Genomic DNA, 18,355 nt, shown 5'->3' with positions numbered 1-18,355 from the left:
ATTGTTATTAATTTTTATTAACGGTCCTCCAAGGGGATAAAATCACGATTTTCAGGTCCGGTATAATTAGCACTAGGTCGAATAATTTTGCCATCTTGTCTTTGTTCTATTACATGGGCACCCCATCCAGAAATTCGAGACATGACAAATAATGGGGTAAACATATCCGTAGGAATTCCCATGATATGATAAGCTACCGCCGAGAACCAATCTAAGTTAGGGAACATTCGTTTTTCATCCCACATGACCGTTTCAATTCTTTCAGCGATATCAAAGAGTCTCATGTCGCCACTTTCTTCGGATAATTTTTTGGCGATTTTCTTAATCACCTGATTTCTAGGGTCAGCAATAGTGTATACTGGGTGGCCAAATCCAATGATTACTTCTTTGTTGGCAAGTCTTTTTTTGATATCTGCTTCGGCTTCGTCAGCATTGGCATATCGTTCTTGAATTTCATAAGCCACTTCATTGGCTCCACCATGTTTGGGACCTCTCAAGGCACCGATGGCACCAGATATACATGAGTAAATATCAGAACCAGTCCCGGCAATTACTCTAGCTGTAAATGTCGAGGCGTTGAATTCATGTTCAGCATATAGATTTAGGGATACCTGCATGGCATTTACCCAGGAATCATTTGGTTTTTTACCATGAAGGAGGTGTAAGAAATGTCCACCTAAGGTCAGGTCATCCGTTTCAACCTGTATTTCCTTTTGGTTATGGCTGTAATGGTACCAGAATAGCAATGCTGAACCCATGCTTGCCATAAGTCTATCGATGATGTTTCTAGTCGTTTGGACTTCATGCGATAGGGGTTCGGGTTCAAGGTTTCCAAATACGGAGACTGAAGTTCTCAGCAGATCCATTGGATGGGCGAATTCGGGGATTAATTTGAGTACGTCCCTAAGGGTATCAGGGAGTCCTCTATCTCTTATCAGTTTTTGCTGATAGGTATTTAATTCAGTTTTCGTTGGCAAATGTTCATGGATGAGGAGATAAGCTACCTCTTCAAAGGATGCTTTTTCAGCAAGGTCCAAGATATCATAGCCTCTATAATGAAGGTCATTGCCACTTTTTCCGACTGTACATAGGCTTGTATTTCCTGCAGGCACACCGGAAAGGGCTACGCTTTTTTTTGGTTTAAAACCGGATTCATTAGTTTCTTTCATAACATGTTATTTTTTAAACAATTGGTCTAGTTCATTTTCATAACGGTAGTAATCGATACTATTATAGAGTTCTTCACGGGTTTGCATGGTCTCAATCACCTGAGCTTGCGTTCCGTCATTTCGAATATGTTGATATACATTTAATGCTGCTTTATTAGCTGCTCTGAAAGCAGAAAGGGGATATAGAACGATTGATACTCTAGCCTCACGGAGTTGATCTACGGAATAGAGTTCAGTTTTTCCGAATTCAGTAATATTAGCGAGAATTGGTAATCCAGTTGCTTCGGCGAAACGGGTATAATCCTCAATATTGGTTACCGCTTCGGCGAATATAAAATCAGCGCCTGCGATTTGATAGGCCACTGCTCTTTCTAGGGCTTTATCAAGACCTTCAGAAGCAATAGCATCGGTTCGAGCTCCGATTAGGAAGTCGGGATCAGTTTTAGCATTGACAGCTGCTTTAATACGGTCAACCATTTCATCGGTTGAGACGAGTTCTTTTCCAGGTCTATGTCCACATCGTTTTGCGCCCACCTGGTCTTCCATATGAATTCCGGCGGCACCAGCTTTCTCCAAGGATTTGATGGTTCGAGCGATATTGAATGCCGAGGGGCCGAAACCAGTATCGATATCCACAAGGAGCGGTAGTGAGCAAACATTCGTAATTCGTTCAACGTCGATAAGGACATCCTGCAAATTGGTTATTCCGAGGTCCGGAATACCGAGTGAACCCGCTGCAACGCCGCCACCGGAGAGGTAAATTGCCTTAAAGCCGGATTGTTCGGCTAGTAGGGCGTGGTTTGCATTGATTGCACCAACAATTTGTAGGGGATTTTCGGATTGGATAGCTTCTTTTAATTTTCGTCCTGCAGAATCCTTCATGTGTAAGGAAATTTATAGTTTATAAAATGATGATTTGAATGGCAAATTCGATAAGGAAAATCTTAAATGCCTCTTTCTTAAAGGTATGAAAATTTATGGTTTATCAGAATATTATGAGTGGAAAAGATGGATAAGTAATTGGCAGGATGCAATAGGGAATTAGTTGAAAAAAAAGAGATTTAATGGGTCTTTTTTGGACTATATAGCGTGTCAAATGCTGCCAAATCGTTTCATATTGAATCATATTGTGTCAATTTTTTTTTCTTGTTTGAGGAATCAGGAGTTTAGCTGTCGATATCAAAAAGCAAAACGTATTGCAAGCAATCGAATGGTTAAATTTTAAAAATCAAAAAAAATGGCAATTATTTCAAACGGGATTTTAGGAACGTTTTCAGGAAAAGTAGGTTCAGTAATAGGAAGTTCATGGAAAGGGATAGATTATATTCGATCGGTACCAAAGAAAGTAAAGCGAATAGCGACCCCAAATATGCTTAATCAACAGGCAAAATTCAAACTCGTAGTCGATTTTTTAAACCCGTTGCGAAAATTCCTTACAGAATCCAATCAGGGGAAGAATTTACGGAAAATGACCTTGATGAATTTGATGACTAGAAAACTCTTGAAGGAGGCAGTGAAAGGGGATCTACCAAGCATCAGTTTAGATTATTCTAAAATAGAATTAAGTCAAGGTGAGGTAAATGGGTTATTTGATTTGAGAGTAGATGTTAAGGAGAAAGACGTGCTTTTCAATTGGAAGGCAAATCCAAAAGACAAAACAGAAAACCCTGAAGATAAGGTTGTACTGGTCGTTTATAATGCAATGACTCAAAAATTTCAATTTATTCAAATTGGTAGAAGAGTTGATCAAAGTCATACCTATAAATTAAATGAAAATGTTAAAGGCGAAAAAATCGTGATGTGGATATTTTCTATGAATAATGAGAAGGAAATATATTCCAATAGTAAGTTCATTGGAGAATTTGTTGCCTAATGTTGGAATTAGTCAGGGTTCATAAGGGTCAGCATAGTACCTTATCCCATTTGTACATTGACAGTCTTTTTGCTTGTTATATTTTGGAGGATAGTATCCGGGCACGAAAAATCTTTGGTCGTACCTGTATTCCAGAAGGTCGCTATTCACTAAGCCTGAATATGGTTGCTGGATTGAATAAGCGATATGCTCCAAAATTTGGGAAAAAGCATCAGGGAATGATAGAGATTATGGATGTTCCAAATTTCACGAATATCTTTTTTCATATTGGGAATTATCATACAGATACGATGGGTTGTCCCCTCATGGGGAGTTATTATAAGAAGGAAGATCAGGATTATATCGTACTTCAATCTGGTCAAGCCTATAAAACCTGGTATCCTGTATTGCTAAAAAAGTTACAGCAAGGAGACGTTAAAATTAAAATTATTAATCGCTTAAGGGATTATTAGGTTGGTTCCTACAGCAAAAAAAGGATGATATGAAAATTTTATTAGAATCAATTTCTCAGATTATTCAGTTGGTAAGGACATCAACTATAAAATTTCCTGGGAAAGCAGTTATGCTTATACAATACATAAGTTTAATAGTTGATATTATGAAGCAATGGTATTCGATGAATCGGAAAGATGGGAATGGTCCACATATTAAGAATGTAAGTTTTCGATAAATAGCTGGAAGCATGGATGTGGCAGATATAATTCTGCCACATTATTTATCAAGAATCTTTTTCTACTCCTTAAGAAGGAAGGATTAGTTGAGGTGGTAGCTTTGGTTTTGAAATTCCATTGAAGCGTAATAGTTGTATTTTTCTTTATTTAAAGGGTAATCCCAACAGCCCATTCTATGGTAAACTTGTCCACCGAAACCGGATTTAAAGCGATAAAGTCCGTACATAGGGTGAGATTGGTCTGCTTGAGGTGAGATTCCAAAGAAGTCATATTCAGTACAACCATTTTCTTTAGCCAACTGCATTGCTTTCCATTGAAGCGCATAAGTTGCCATGAAATTTCTGTTTTCTGTTGCCGAGGCCCCGTAAAGATAGGTGCCTCTATTTCCAGCAAGAACCAAGAACATTGCAGCTAGGGGTTGGTCATCAACTTCAGCAACAAGGAGGAATACTTGCGCAGGCGATTGAGTATCATTTGCTCTAGCGCTGAGGACTACTTTGAAGTAATTGATATCATGGAGAAAGAAATTATTTCGCTGTGCAGTTTGTCGATATAGTTCATACCACACATCCAATTTTTCAATGCCCAAAGAACGAATCTGTACGCCTTTTCTTTTGGAAAGATTGATGTTGTACCTGGTTTTGGCTTTCATGTTTGCCAAAATATCATCTTCATTTTTATTTAAATCCATGAAAATGGTATTCGAGGGCAGGATATCTGTATTTGCTTTCCTTAGGTTCCAATGTTCTGTATTAAAGTTAAACCTCAGTTCCTGGATTCTTTTTTCAGGTACACCAATCCAGTTACCATAAATATCGTAGCAGTCGTCTTCTTTCGCCCATAAGGATTCCCATGATAGATCAAATCGAATCATGATACAGGATGGGGGCAAAAAAGTTCTTAAGCTTTCAGACAGCTGTTCTAAGAAATAACCTTGATTTTCGGCATCTGGTTCGATTTCGGGACCATAAGGGACATACGCAATACAGTGATCCTTATCAAGATGTTGAATAATAATCAAGAGATCGCCAATGATAAAAGTTTCATCAGAGGGATTGTTAAATAAATCGGAGGATTTTACTTTAAAATTATAGGCAACAGACTGAACACCTTGCATTTTTTTAACTTCAGACCAATAGGCTGTTTGTTGAATGATAGATGTTCTATAGATTTCCTTAATTTGTTTGTCTTCTAAATCTGCGATCATGATTGCTAAAACTTTTCGAAAGGTTGGCGAAAATAAATAAATTACCAGCCTTTGGGCCAAAAAGAGGCAAACATAGTCAATAAAAGCTTGTTAAACGAATAGTATTGTCAGATTGTTGTTAGAAAAGGTTTTAATCCTCATCGATAATTTCTGCAACCCTTCCGATTTGACCATCAGTGAGTCTAACCTTAATACCGCGACTGTGATAAGGGGCAGATGTAAGGATATCTTTTACAATTCCTTCGGTTAGATTTCCAGAACGTTGGTCTTTTTTCAAAATGATATTTACGAGAATACCTGGTTTTATATTGCTTCTAGAATTTGGATCGCTCATGATTATTTGATTTATCGGCAAATTTAGGGCTTTGTAGGGAAAATGCTTTATTAATTATCCTGTTTAATGATTTTTGCATCCGCTTGCGTGGAACGGGTGTACTCATACTTACCGTTTTTGTCCTGCAAAATAATAGGTTGTTTAATAAGGTTGTAATAGAGAACCTCAAAGGATTCGGGGTTTAAAGGGATTTTAAAATCATAATGATAAATATTGGTTGTGTCCTTTATGAAGCCGAATTGATTCAAAGAATAATTATTGACGTCAATAGGCAAAATTTTGCCTTCATAATAAATATGATTTTTGTCTTTTGCATATAAGAAATCGAGATACTCAAATGTCTTATAATCAGCATTTGGTAGAGGAATCAGGGTGTTGTCCAATTTATAATAGATATTATTTTTATCCATCCAATAGACAGTGTCATATTTTTCTTTTACATATTTGAAGGTTTTGCCATCAATACCATCGATGATGATAAATTCCCATTTGGCTTCAGGATTATTGATGGAAAAACCATTATGATTTTGGATGGATTTTGGGGGAGAATCAGCACTTAAAATTTGAGTAAAGACATGATTTTTGTCGGCAAAAAATCCCGCAATCTTTTTAAAGGAATTAGGGTCAGCCTGTGGTACGAGGATAACCTGGTTTGTGTAATCGCGAAATTGAATTACTTGATCATTATATTGATAGAAGTTATCAAATAATCTTTTTAGATCTTCTTTTTTGAGGTTTGCCAATTCAGTCATTGCCTTATAGTTTAAATTTCATTTAGACCAAATGAAGAAAACAACAAATTCAGTTCCATTGATTCATTTTTAAGTAGAATTTTTTGAGTTAGAAGGTTAATATGAAAGCTTAAACTATTTAGCAAGTTGATTTAAAAACAATATTTCTAAAGAATTATTACTATTTTAAGGTTCTCAATTTTAAACCTTATGGCAATTCAGCAATTTTTTTCACGGATTTTTTATGGTTTTATTTTAATGGTGGGCTTGTTTAGCAATTTGAAGCTTTTGGCTCAAGAGCAAGCGCATATTGTAGGGGATTTTGCGGATCCAAGTGTAATTTATGCGGATGGACAGTATTTTGCGGTTGGTACTTCCAGTGAATGGGCTCCACATTTACCAATATATAAATCGAAAGATTTGCGGAATTGGGATCAGGTAGGTTTTGTTTTTGAAAAGACCCCCGAATGGATCCAATCGTCTTTTTGGGCTCCTGAGTATTATTATCAGAATGGAACCTATTATGTTTATTATTCGGCGAAGCGTAAAAGCGATGGGGTTTCGTGCATAGGAGTAGCGACTTCTAAATATCCTGATCGTGGATTTGTGGATCAGGGTGTTGTCGTAGACTTTGGAACTGAATCAATTGATGCCTTTGTTGTCAAGGAAGGGCAGGATTTGTATATGACATGGAAGGCTTATGGCTTAGATAAACGTCCAATAGAGCTATTGGGGAGTAAGCTATCATCCGATGGCTTAAGATTAGAGGGAGAGCCATTTTCCATCTTATTGGATAGCGCCAAAATTGGGATTGAAGGTCAGAGTTTTGTGAAGCATGGAGGATATTATTATATGTTTTATTCTGCAGGGGCATGTTGTGGTCCGGGCTGTGATTATCATGTTCAGGCTGTTCGTTCAAAGACCATTGAAGGTCCTTATGAGGATGTAGGAGAAGCAGTCTTGTTAGGTAGCAATGAAGGTTGGAAATGCATGGGACACGGAACTTTTGTCGAGGATAAAAAGGGTGATTATTATTATGTGTTTCATGGATATAATCAGGATGGGACAATTTATACAGGAAGGCTAGGATTATTAGCCAGATTGGTTTGGTCAGATAAGGATACGCCTGTTTTTGAGTTTATTAAAAATGATGCAGATAAAAGTACTTCTGATCTTCATTTGGACTTCAGGAAACTCAGCAAGGAAAAATTCTTTGGGCAGTGGGACTTTAGGAATTCAATTCCAAAATATGGATTAAGTAAAGCTGGATTGCACGTTGCATCTGGGCAGAAGGCGGGAAATCCGATAGGATCGGTGTTGACATGGCGACCAGCCAACAAGGTTTATGCTGTTACTGCAAAAATAGATTTAGGAAACTCAAATCATTCATTAAGGAAAGGAATCTGTATTTATGGGGACCAGGATAAGTCGGTTGGAGTGTCTATTGAAGGCAACCATTTAATAAGTTGGGTTCAGAAAGGAGACCAGTTTGAAGAGCTTTCGAACATTGAAATAGCAAACGGAAATAAGGAAATCGAATTAAAATTAGAGAGCAAGCAAGATTTAGGTGTTTCTGCATATTATTCCATAAAAAAGGGGCAATGGCTTTCCATACCCATTAGCAAAAAAGATTTATTTAGTATAAGAGATTTGGCACCTTGGGATAGGAGTCCGCGACCAGGGATCCATGTTTCAGGAAGTGCAGATCAGAAAGCTCTTTTTAAGGAGTTTTCTTTGCAATATTAGAGGAGGATGTTTTTAGGTTGAGCTTGAGTTATTGCTGTGAAATTCAATTTATTATTTGATAATTTTCATTATCTTAGGGTAGCTTAAACGTTAAACAAATGTTATAAGCGAACTATAAATCTAAATCCAAAATCATGAAACGAATATTCCTAAATTTCCTGGTATTATGTTCAATCGCTATTTTAAATGTTGGATTGAGTTATTCGCAGAAGACTGATTTTAGTTTAATTGCAGAGTTGGATAATTTAATAAGGCCTGATTTGCTTCCAAGTTATAGACCTTTTGAATATGTTGAGCAGATATCAAGTTATGATCGCACAGGGAAAAACGATGATGGATTTGGAGGAGCTTATTCCTTTATACGCAAGGAGGGCGATAATCTTGTCATAGCGGACTTTAAAGGTCCTGGCGTTGTGAATCGCATTTGGACACCAACACCAACAGATGACACCTTAGCCTTTTATTTTGATGGAGAGAAGAATGCGAGATTAAGGATTAGATTTTCAGATTTATTTTCGGGAAAGGTTTTTCCATTTGTACGTGGTATTTCAGGAAATGAAGTTGGAGGATATTACAGCTATTTACCTATTTCCTATCAGAAATCGCTGAAAATTGTATTTGAGGGAGAGAAAATTCTATTTCTACAGATTCAGAATCGGAGTTTACCGAATTCAAAGGTCAGTTCGTATACAGGAAAATTCAGCGATTTAGAGAAGTCCAAGATTGAGGAGGTAGGTCGTGTTTATTCTGAGAATAATCCGAGTATAGTATTATTTGAAAAAGGGAAGTCTGAGGGGGTAAAAGCCATAGAAAAGAGCTTAGTGATACAGCCGGGTGAGGAAATTGAGTTTTTCGAACATGATAAAGCAGGTCGAATTGTAGGGTTTGAGATTGATGCTGGAACCTCATTTGAAGGCTATTCAAAGGATATCATACTTTCGGCAAAATGGGATGGTGAGGAGATAGAGAGTATTTATGCGCCTATAGCAGATTATTTCGGTTATGCTTATGGCAAAAAGGCCATGCGCAGCTTGTTTATGGGGAGCAAAGGAAATTTAAACTACAGTTATATCCCAATGCCCTTTGATCAAAATGCGGAGATGAGTTTGGTTTATAAAAAGCGAGTGAATGAAAGTCAATCTCCGATATCCATAAAAACCAAGGTTTATTATACGGAAAATGCCAGGGATAAGGACCGAGAAGGGAAGTATTATGCAGTTTGGAGGCGAGAGAAGCCAGAAACTGGTCAGTATTATGAGTTTTTGAAGACGAGTGGGAAAGGGCATTATATAGGTACTATTCATATGGCTCAGGGATTACGAGCGGGAATGACCTTATTTTTTGAGGGAGATGATGTAACTCATGTTGATGGTAAGCAAAGGTTGCATGGTACAGGTTCGGAAGATTATTATAATGGGGGTTGGTATGCTTTGTTAGATCGATGGGATCGAGGAATTAGTTTGCCGATACATGGCTCCTTGGATTATAGTATGCCGATGGGAAGGACCGGAGCTTATCGTTTTTTTATGACGGATAAAATGCCGTTTGAAAAGGAGATAAATCATGTGATAGAACATGGTCCTGAAGGGAATGAATTTCCTGTAGATTACACTTCAATTGCGATGTATTATGCTGCACAACCATTGAAGGGGAAGATGGACCCAAGTGAGCAATTACGGACAGTTTATTTACCGAATGAGCATGAGTATTTCCCGCAACTGATGGAAGTGACATTAGGTGGCGGAGCAGAAGTGAAACATGATCGAGGGTTGCGGATGCGTACAGATGGTCACCATACTGTTCGGGTGATGTTGACGGATGTTCCAGAAGGGGAGTACAAATTATCAATTTCGTATTTTGAGAAGGAAAATGGGGCAGAGTTTGCTATTTGGCAGCGTCAGAAGATGGTTTCAGATTGGAAATTGAGTCAAGCGGCTCAGGAGAAATTAAATTATAAGATTGAAATGGGGACTTTAAAAATTACGAAACAAACTAATTCCATTACCTTTCACGTCCGAAAATTAGGGGAGAAAGGTAATGAATTTGAGTTGGATAGAATATTTTTAGAAAAGATTGGAGATTTGTAGTTTATACAGGAGTTTTTAGGAATTACCTCAATTTTAATACTCTAATAATATTACTGTAATAGCCAGATATTACTTTTGCCTTCAAGTGCTTCATATGGTTTTGAATTACCATTGAGTAAATCGGTTTCATGACCTTCGAGATGCCAATCCAGGTCTTCATCATTGACTTTTTTCATTTGAAAAATGGCATCTGGATCTTTAAAGCTAATATCGCTTTTCAGCATATTGATTTTATTCTCCTGGAATAATTGTTCTGCTTCATCTTTGCTGATTTGAATCAATTTATTTGCTTTGGTATCGAAGTCTGCTAATTCACGATCCATTTCTCTAGGATAATTATCTGCTAAATAGGATGCATATAGATCTCTATTTTTCGTTCTTAAAGCTTCATTCTTATAGGCTATCCTTTCGGGATTTAGTTCGAAGTTGAAATCCTCAGGATGCTCTCTGAAGCCAAATTGTTTATTTAATTCTTCAATTCTTTGTTCTAGCGTTGGCATAGTATTATTCGTTTGTTTATTGATAAACGATTTGAAAATGGAATTGTTGTCGACAAATTTTTTGCTGGTCGCTATTGTTTGTCAAAAACCAAGATTATTCGTTCCTCCTCGAGGTCAATTTGATAGATTTGATTTCTAATTAACTCTTCATCATACTCCTCATCCTTATTGAGGTTAGTGAGATAGATTCTTTGTTGAGAAAAGATTTCCAGGAGCATTTTTTTGCTGACTCCATTCATCCAAGAATTGTCTTGAACTTTTGATTGGTCTTCCCAATATTTTAATATTCTTTGCATTGCAGGGTCATCAGGATGTTGGGATTCGTAATTGTCTTTTATGAAGGTATATACATGGGATTTTAAGCCCAATTTCATTTTTATTTTTGAGGACTGATGGTTTTCCTCCTCGTTGATATAACCTTTAAAAGGATTTGTTTTCTTAATGAGATAAGGAAGAGTGAGTCCTTGGATAACCAGGGTTAAAAGGATTACGACGAAAGTAATAAACAAGATTAGGTTTCGATGGGGGAATGCTTCTCCATTAGGTAGAGTTAGTGGAATAGCCAATGCGGCAGCCAGAGAAACTACTCCGCGCATACCAGTCCAACCCATTAATAAAGGGGTATACCATCTTCTGGTGCTGAATTGTTGTTGGTGCGCTACTTGGGGCCTAAAGATAATTGTTGCTAGCATTGCTGCGAAAGCAGAAATCATTCTTGCAGCGATAAGGACAATGGTGATAAGGACGCCATAACCTATTGCTGTTCCTAAAGGAGTTCCATGAGCACGGATTCCAGCAACAATTTCTGGGAGGTCTAATCCTATTAGGAGGAAAACCATTCCATTTAAAAGGAAAACAAAGCTTTCCCATACGGATGCGCCTTTAATTCGGCTACTGGCAGCGAGGTAATTTAATCGTTGGGAGGACATAAATAAGCCGCCTGCAACGACTGCCAATACACCTGAACAATGGATTTGCTCTGCGATCCAATACATGAAATAAGGGCTGATGAGGCTTAGTGCAATATCGGATGCGGCTTCCGTTGGTAGGTGTTTATGAATCCAGATGAAAATCTGAGCGACCAATAATCCGATACCCACACCTCCGAACAACATCCATAGGAAGTTGAGTCCAGCATCTTGCCAGATAAATTGTCCAGTCCCCACGGCCACGAGCGCAAATCGGAAAATGATTAAGGAAGAAGCGTCATTGAGTAAGCTTTCGCCTTCAAGGATGGCGGTTGTTGTTTTTGGGATTTTTACGAATTTGGTGATAGCGCCAGTACTTACGGCATCAGGTGGTGAGACAATACCGCCCAGTACGAATCCCAAGGCAATGGTAAATCCGGGGATTATTTGATTGGAGATAATTGCTACGAGGAAGGCTGTAAAGAAGACGACCAAAAAAGCGAAACTGCCAATAATTCGCCACCATTTCTTCATTTCCTTGAAAGAAACGCCCCAGGCTGCTTCGTAGAGGAGCGGTGGCAAAAAGACGAAAAAAATCAAGTCAGGGTCGATTTTTAATATAGGTAATCCCTTGACGAAGCTGATGGCTAAACCTGCTAAAACCAATAAAATTGGGTAAGCAACTTTTAACTTGTTTGCAAAGATCGTTAAGAATACGATTAACAAGATTAAAACCAGGATAAATGGCAATAAGGAGTGCATTTTTTAGGATTTGTTTATTAAATAGCAGTGTGAATATGATTTTAATAAACAATAAAAAATGGATTGTGTTTTCACACGATCCATTTTCTAAAATTGTTGAATTGAAAAATAATATGTTGTTATTATTTTGATTTAATTCCTTGGTATATTGTTGATGCTCCAAAGAATTGAGGCATTATTTTTACCTCGGTGTATCCTGCTTGTTCAAATCTTTTTTTGAGAGCTTCTCCATAAGGGAAATTCAAAGCAGATTTGGACAAATATTTATAAGCTGTTTTATCTTTACTAAACATTCTACTCAAAAGCGGCATAATCCATTTTGTATAAACGAAATGTCCAGATTTAAGGAAGAAGTTTTGAGGCACGGAAGTTTCAAGTACAATTAACTGACCGCCAGGTGCTGTAACTCGATAAATTTCTTGAAGGCATTTATCGAGGTTTTCGAAATTACGAATTCCATAAGTTATACTGATTGCATCGAAGTGATTGTCAGGGAAGTTGAGATTTTCAGCATCTTGCTGATCAAGTTTGATCTTGTTTTGCAAGCCTAATTGTTTCACTTTCTCTTCTGCCACTGCAAGCATTCCTTCAGAGATGTCGGTTCCGATAATCTCGGTAGCTTGGCTGTTTGCAAAGAGCAGTAGCATATCACCAGTTCCTGTGGCGATGTCTAAAATTGTTTTCGGGTTTTTAGAAGCAACGAGATTATATACATTTTTCTTCCAGCCTTTTTCCATTCCAAAGGTGATGACTTTATTAAGTTTGTCATAATTTCCAGAAATGGAATTGAACATTTTTCTTACTTGCACATGTTTTTGTTCATGAGAAGCTTGGTCAGGAAGAATAATCTTGTTTTCGCTCATTCTTAATTTTTTAATATCTGCCAAAGGTAAGCTAAATCAGGGATAAAATAGATTTTTTGGGGATAATTTCTAATAGAATAGGGGTTAGGAATAGGGGGTAAAAAAATAGTAGCAACCCTTTGGCTGCTACTATCGTACTATTTAATCATCATTCCTTCATTGAACAAGATGAAGGATATTTTAATTAACGTCCCAGAAAATCCGGCTAGTTTGCGGGTCGATTTCGCCTTGTGCAGTTACATTTGCGTTGTTATAACTGTATTCACCTTGAGGGTACATCAGACGCAAAGGGATTTTGCGGTTTCCGATATTTGGATTTGCCGATAAAGGCACATCGCTTGGAAATCCTAATCTTCTATAATCTACCCATGCCTCGAAGTTATTGATGCTTGGTAAAGACAGGTATTTTTGGTTGATGATTAGTTCCAATTTATTGCTAGCATTGTCCCAATTTGCAGAGTTTGCTAGAAGTTGATTTGCTTCAGATTGGGCATTAGGAATGCCTAACCATTTAAAGGATTCAGATACTGCATTTTGATAAGGAGTTTTAGCATTTCCAGGAAGCCAGCCTCTTTGAGTTGCTTCTGCTTGCAAAAACAGACTTTCCATTGAAGTGAAGAACCATAATGGTTGAGTTCCATCTGAAAGAATTCCAGTACCTACAACGATAGATTGATTTATTGAGTTCAAATTAGGAGTTGTAGGTGCACCGAATAAAGCCCCAACCCATCTTTCGTTAGGGTTTTGAGGCGAAATTGCAGGTAAGAATAAGTATTGATATCTGATATCGTTGTTAGACGTATATTTATTCAATAAGTATTTGCTTACACGGTTGAATCCATCCATTTGAATCCCACTTTGGTCAGCTACATAAGTAATGTAAACTGGGTTAACCTGGTTCACATTGTTAGAGAAGACAAGTTTCAAGTCCGCTGAATTTCCTGCTTCAATAAATCCGCTACCATCAGCAGTAATTTTAGCGATTTCAGCAGTAGGGTTTTTGACCACTTCAGACTGATGAATCAACAGTTTTAATGCTTGGGTATTTGCTAGTTTTCTCCACATGGTTAGATCTCCTTCAAAAAGGACATCTGCTTCAGCCGTTTCAGAAGAAATTGTAGGGTTTGATTTGAAAATATTGCGAGCAACATCAAGTTGAGCAAGAAGGTCTGCATAAATTTCAGCGGCATCATCATAAGCTGGAGCAATAGCAGAATCACCTTTTAAAGCTTGAGAATAAGGTACATTATTATACATATCCACAAGGTACATGTAGCCGATTGCTTTAATAACTTTAGATACTCCAACAAAGAAAGTTTCGCCACTTGCTTCACCTTTTTTAGCCATTAATTCGGCATCATTAAGGACATCATACCATCCAGTTGTGGTATTTGACCATTGTGCTTGTTGGTAAAGCGGAGTAATGTTATAGTTTTCCAATGGGATACTTTGACCGTAATCGGCACCACGTCCATAATATCCGGTCCAAGAAGCGGCCCAAGAGTATTGGGTACCCATTCGAGTTGCGGTTTGTTTTAATACCATCGGTAATAAGTATTGTGGTTTAACCGATGGGTTTGTTGGTTGATTAGGGTTTGTATTGATATCAAAGAAACTATCTTTACAACCAGACAAGACTAAAGTAATCGCTAGTATTGCCAAAAATATTTTGTGTTTCATATTCTTCTCCATTTAATTAGAATGTAGCATTCAGGGTAAAACCAAAATTTCTTACCGGCGGATTTGAGGTTGAATTGACATTACCATAAGCATTCGGGTAAGAGTCAGTCATGTTGTTGAAATCCGGGTCCATAAATACGTTTTCTTTAGGAAGCCAAAGGGCTAGGTTTCTACCCACCAAGGCAATTGAAAGTCCTTTCACGGCTTTTTGTCTCGATTTCAACCATGATTCAGGTACTTGGTAAGAAAGAGCTACTTCTCTCAATCTCCAGTGATTAGCACTTACAATAAAGTTTGAGGCCGTGTTTCTAAACTCGCCAGTGTAATAATTGTAGATTGCTTCGTTTTCACCTATTTTAGCTTCCGTATTAGGAATATAAGATCCAGGATTATTTGGGTCTTCAATTACAGAATTAGGGAGGATAAATGGTTCACGGTCGTTGTAAGCGGTAGCTTCAGAGACTCCGGTCCAAGCCATATCAGATCCTAATCCGAAGAATGAAACTACGTGGCCACCTTTGTATTCAAACAAAGCTGATAAGTTAAATCCTTTGTAGTTTACTGAAGGGTTTAGACCAACGATCCATTTAGGCAATGTTCTACCGAAATTGACATTGGTAGATGCAGTTGTAGGGCGGCCATCAGCAGCACTAACGATAATTCTGCCTTGATCGTCTCTTTCATAATCCGTACCGCGCATTACGAATGCTGGTTGGCCGACAATAGCGTAGTTACCTGCAATGGTGTAACCACCGATATAAAGTTCTTCTTTTTTTAGACCTTGAGCTTCATAAACACTGGTTACTTTGGAGTCGTTCCAAAGGAAGTTACCTCTAAAGTTTACAGAACCACCTTCGAAATTAATCAAAGGAGAAAGGTTGAAGTCAAAATCTACCCCTTTACTATCGAATGAAGCTGCATTGGTATTTGTTCTCGCAAAACCTGAAGCTTCAGAAGTGTTCACACTGATAATTTGGTCAGTATTTTTTGAGTAGAAATAGGTAGCTTCTAAAGTTAATCTGTTATTCCAAAAGCCAGCTTCAAAACCAGCTTCAGTGGTGTTGATGCGCTCTGGTTTCAAGTTGTAGTTGTAGGTTGTGTTATTGGCTGTTAATCCAGTGATTCCACCTAACGGGAATCCATTAGCTTGGGAATATGTTGCTTCTAAGAAATAAGGACTGATGTCAGAGTTGGCTGTGTTTGTCCAAGCCGCTCTAACTTTTAAATAGTTAAAGAAGTCGGTACTCATATCAAGTGCATCTGTCAAGACAATTGCTCCATTAACTCCAGGATAGAAATAAGAGTTGTTTCCTGGTGCTAAAGTTGATGTTTTGTCCCAACGGCCTGTAAATTCTAGGTTAGCCCAGTTTTTATAGTTGAAACCAGCACTACCATACACTGAGAATAATCTAGTTTTGTAGCCATTTGAAGCTCCAGTCAGGATACCAGTACGGATTCCAATATTGTATAATTCAGGAATTACTAGGTTATCTGCGCCTACACTGGTATTTCTATATTCATTTTGTCTAACTGCTGTTCCCAAAATACCCTTGAAGATCAAATCTTCATTGATTGGAGTATTAACACTAGCGAATAAATCGGAAGTTAATACGTTTTGGTTGTAGTTATATTCTTCTAATGCAGAAGTGATGGCAGTTTTACCGCGGCTAGCACCAAATGGAGTTTCTTTTACACCTTCTGTAATGTATCTTTCAGCAATTCCTCGAGATGTTAAAGAAGCACGATACGTGAAATCCAACCAATCAGTAGGTTTTAGACCTAACTCGATATTGGTCAATAAATCTTGTTTTTTACCGTGTCTACGCCAGTTTCCTAAAGAGAAGTATGGATTGATTCCATAATCAGTAAACCAATGGTCGTAAGTGGAGAAGATATCATTTTTATAATCTTTGTACTTGGTCAAAGGAATGTGCGCCGGAGTGTTAATCAATTGGCTAAACAGACCATCGTTACCACCAGTGTTTTGGGCTGTGTAATAGTTTTCTTGACCTGCTTGATTATACACATTATAGTTTTGTTGTGTATAATTAAAATTGGCAGCGGCTCTAAATATTCCAAATTCACGTTTAGAATTTAAACGGATACCATTTCTTCTATTTTTATCACCAGGTACTATACCTTTGATATCTGCATTTTCTAAGCTTAAGAAGAAGTTTTTGGCGTTTAGGGAAAGGTTGGTTTGGTTGGTTATTCCGGTGTCATAAAATTTCTGGCGTTCATCTGTACCTACATAAGGTGTTGTTTGCTGAGTGCCATCTTCCAGTTCAGGACCGATGTTGGCAATGCTGCCATCATATGCAGGTCCCCAAGACCAGTTTTCAATCGGAATAATTTCTCCGTCAGCACCTTGTCCGAATTGCTTTTGCAATTTTGGGAAGAAGGAGATGTTTTGCCATTGTGTAGAGTGGCTTAAGTTAACACTAGTAACTTCATTACCACTTTTGGTCGTAACTAAAAACACACCGTTACGAGCGTCAGGGCCATAAATTGCAGCTGCTGCTGCGCCTTTTAACACTGAAATGTTTTCAACATCGTTTGGATTGATAGAGGATAGATATTTAATATCCATTTGAATACCATCGAGAACCAGTAGGGGGTTGTTATTACCCGTTAATGATCGGATACCACGTAAGTTGATTTTTACGTCTTCGAATACACCGGAGTTATTGGTAGTGACATTCAATCCAGAAACTTTACCTTGCAAACCGTTCGCAATATTAACTGCACTAGCTTTGTTAATAGTTTTGCTGTCGACTTGTTCGGCAGAGTATCCTAATTCTCTTTTTTCCCTTTTCACCCCTAAAGCAGTGACGATAACTTCTTCAAGTTCATTGTCAGTAGAGGTTAATTGGATGTTAACTGTACTTTGGTTTCCCAAATTAACTCGTTGGGAAGAGTAACCAATGTAAGAAAAGACAAGGACTGCATTTTCTTTAGATACTGCAATGGAATAATCTCCATTTCCATCGGTTTGGGTAGCAGTATTTGTTCCATCAACACGCACAGATACTCCTGCAAGAGGAGAGCCTTCGGAAGCTGATGTTACTTTACCGCTTACCTGCCTTTGTTGTGCGTTTGCTATTCCAATAAATAGCATACAAAGCAGAATAACGCTGAGTAATCTTTGTTTCATAATACTTCGTTGTTCGTAAATAAAAAGTTTGTAAAAACTATTGTTAAACATTGCCAATAAGTGTGGCTTATTGGTTTCATAATTTGATATTTTCAAGTCAAATATATAAAAAGTTTAAAGTTTTAATAGTTGAAATATAATTTAATAAGAAAACTAAATTCGGTAATATAAAATATTAGATAAACGATAAATTAAAAAATGTTGAAAATAGAAATTTTGGAAAATATTAGGTTGAATGTGTTTAAAACATTATCTCATTAAGAATTTTTGATGTTATGTTGAGATAATCGGGAGGAAAATTGAGCGGAAAAGTTAGGAAAATGGATAAAATTTCTTTGTAAACAATCAATTGAAAATCAGCGGTTTATAAAACTACATTTTTTTTGTAACATGTTTGTTTGAAAAAGAGGATGTTATAATGGATTTGGCGAAAATGCCACCAATTTTTAAATACCTTAGAAAAGTTCAATGCTATTCAAAGATTTATTTTTTTATTGCTGGTTACTGAGTCATATTATTTGCTAAATCTTTTTCTACTCCAATGAGTTAAAATTTTCATTGAAGGTGTTTTAAAAAAGTAATATAAAGGTTCAATTTTTAAGAAATTTATAATTGATATAATTATCGAACTAATTTTATTATATTGAATATATAATGCACATTTCTAAAC

General features: G+C 37.3%; 14 protein-coding genes. 4 read left to right on the top strand and 10 right to left on the bottom strand.

Translation table 11 applies throughout. The features are described from left to right. Positions 1–17 precede the first annotated feature (17 nt). Together prpC and prpB are read right to left on the bottom strand one after the other, a co-directional pair. A complete protein-coding gene (gene prpC / locus PZ892_RS10955; RefSeq protein ID WP_277711199.1) occupies positions 18–1,169 on the bottom strand; it encodes a 2-methylcitrate synthase in 1,152 nt (383 codons plus the stop codon). A gap of 6 nt (positions 1,170–1,175) precedes the next feature. Beyond that, positions 1,176–2,051, bottom strand: a complete 876-nt coding sequence (prpB, locus tag PZ892_RS10950; RefSeq protein ID WP_277711197.1) for a methylisocitrate lyase — start codon at positions 2,049–2,051, stop codon at positions 1,176–1,178. 355 nt (positions 2,052–2,406) lie between these two features. Between prpB and PZ892_RS10945 the strand changes: the two genes are divergently transcribed. Together PZ892_RS10945 and PZ892_RS10940 are read left to right on the top strand one after the other, a co-directional pair. Further along, on the top strand, positions 2,407–3,042 hold the full coding sequence (locus PZ892_RS10945; RefSeq protein WP_277711195.1) for a DUF6266 family protein: 636 nt from the start codon (positions 2,407–2,409) through the stop codon (positions 3,040–3,042). Beyond that, positions 3,042–3,494 carry a DUF5675 family protein gene (locus PZ892_RS10940; RefSeq protein WP_277711193.1) on the top strand — a complete coding sequence of 151 codons (453 nt, stop codon included), beginning with the start codon at positions 3,042–3,044 and terminating at the stop codon, positions 3,492–3,494. The genes PZ892_RS10945 and PZ892_RS10940 overlap by 1 nt, the downstream gene beginning before the upstream one ends. A 301-nt stretch (positions 3,495–3,795) precedes the next feature. Here PZ892_RS10940 and PZ892_RS10935 read toward each other — a convergent pair whose 3' ends face one another. From PZ892_RS10935 to PZ892_RS10925, 3 genes are all read right to left on the bottom strand, one after another. After that, positions 3,796–4,920: a peptidoglycan bridge formation glycyltransferase FemA/FemB family protein gene (locus tag PZ892_RS10935; RefSeq protein ID WP_277711191.1), complete on the bottom strand. Its 1,125-nt coding sequence runs from the start codon at positions 4,918–4,920 to the stop codon at positions 3,796–3,798. Positions 4,921–5,050: 130 nt separating this feature from the next. Next, the gene (locus tag PZ892_RS10930) at positions 5,051–5,254 is read right to left on the bottom strand and encodes a YwbE family protein (protein WP_093097338.1); all 204 of its coding nucleotides are present in this window, start codon (positions 5,252–5,254) and stop codon (positions 5,051–5,053) included. 50 nt (positions 5,255–5,304) lie between these two features. Continuing rightward, positions 5,305–6,006: a DKNYY domain-containing protein gene (locus PZ892_RS10925; RefSeq protein ID WP_277711188.1), complete on the bottom strand. Its 702-nt coding sequence runs from the start codon at positions 6,004–6,006 to the stop codon at positions 5,305–5,307. A 189-nt stretch (positions 6,007–6,195) separates the two neighbouring features. Here PZ892_RS10925 and PZ892_RS10920 point away from each other — a divergent pair, with 189 nt between their 5' ends. Next, positions 6,196–7,731, top strand: coding sequence for a glycoside hydrolase family 43 protein (locus PZ892_RS10920; RefSeq protein ID WP_277711186.1), 1,536 nt, complete (start codon positions 6,196–6,198; stop codon positions 7,729–7,731). Between the two features lie 134 nt (positions 7,732–7,865). Further along, a complete protein-coding gene (locus PZ892_RS10915) occupies positions 7,866–9,818 on the top strand; it encodes a glycoside hydrolase family 172 protein (RefSeq protein WP_277711184.1) in 1,953 nt (650 codons plus the stop codon). A gap of 50 nt (positions 9,819–9,868) precedes the next feature. Here the strand turns inward: PZ892_RS10915 and PZ892_RS10910 are convergent, their stop codons facing one another. The 5 genes from PZ892_RS10910 to PZ892_RS10890 form a co-directional block, all read right to left on the bottom strand. After that, the gene (locus PZ892_RS10910; protein ID WP_277711182.1) at positions 9,869–10,318 is read right to left on the bottom strand and encodes a hypothetical protein; all 450 of its coding nucleotides are present in this window, start codon (positions 10,316–10,318) and stop codon (positions 9,869–9,871) included. 71 nt (positions 10,319–10,389) lie between these two features. Then, complete coding sequence (locus PZ892_RS10905) at positions 10,390–11,988, bottom strand: Na+/H+ antiporter (RefSeq protein WP_277711181.1); 1,599 nt, start codon at positions 11,986–11,988, stop codon at positions 10,390–10,392. Positions 11,989–12,110: 122 nt separating this feature from the next. Then, positions 12,111–12,851, bottom strand: a complete 741-nt coding sequence (gene ubiE / locus PZ892_RS10900) for a bifunctional demethylmenaquinone methyltransferase/2-methoxy-6-polyprenyl-1,4-benzoquinol methylase UbiE (protein ID WP_094282177.1) — start codon at positions 12,849–12,851, stop codon at positions 12,111–12,113. A 180-nt stretch (positions 12,852–13,031) separates the two neighbouring features. Then, positions 13,032–14,531, bottom strand: a complete 1,500-nt coding sequence (locus PZ892_RS10895; RefSeq protein WP_277711177.1) for a SusD/RagB family nutrient-binding outer membrane lipoprotein — start codon at positions 14,529–14,531, stop codon at positions 13,032–13,034. A gap of 16 nt (positions 14,532–14,547) precedes the next feature. After that, positions 14,548–17,685, bottom strand: a complete 3,138-nt coding sequence (locus PZ892_RS10890; RefSeq protein ID WP_277711175.1) for a SusC/RagA family TonB-linked outer membrane protein — start codon at positions 17,683–17,685, stop codon at positions 14,548–14,550. Positions 17,686–18,355 lie beyond the last annotated feature (670 nt).

It is taken from the genome of Sphingobacterium sp. WM, assembly GCF_029542465.1.
Taxonomy (GTDB): domain Bacteria; phylum Bacteroidota; class Bacteroidia; order Sphingobacteriales; family Sphingobacteriaceae; genus Sphingobacterium; species Sphingobacterium cellulitidis.
The sequence above is the reverse complement of the archived record's forward strand: the minus strand, read 5'-3'. Positions and strand labels throughout refer to the sequence as shown.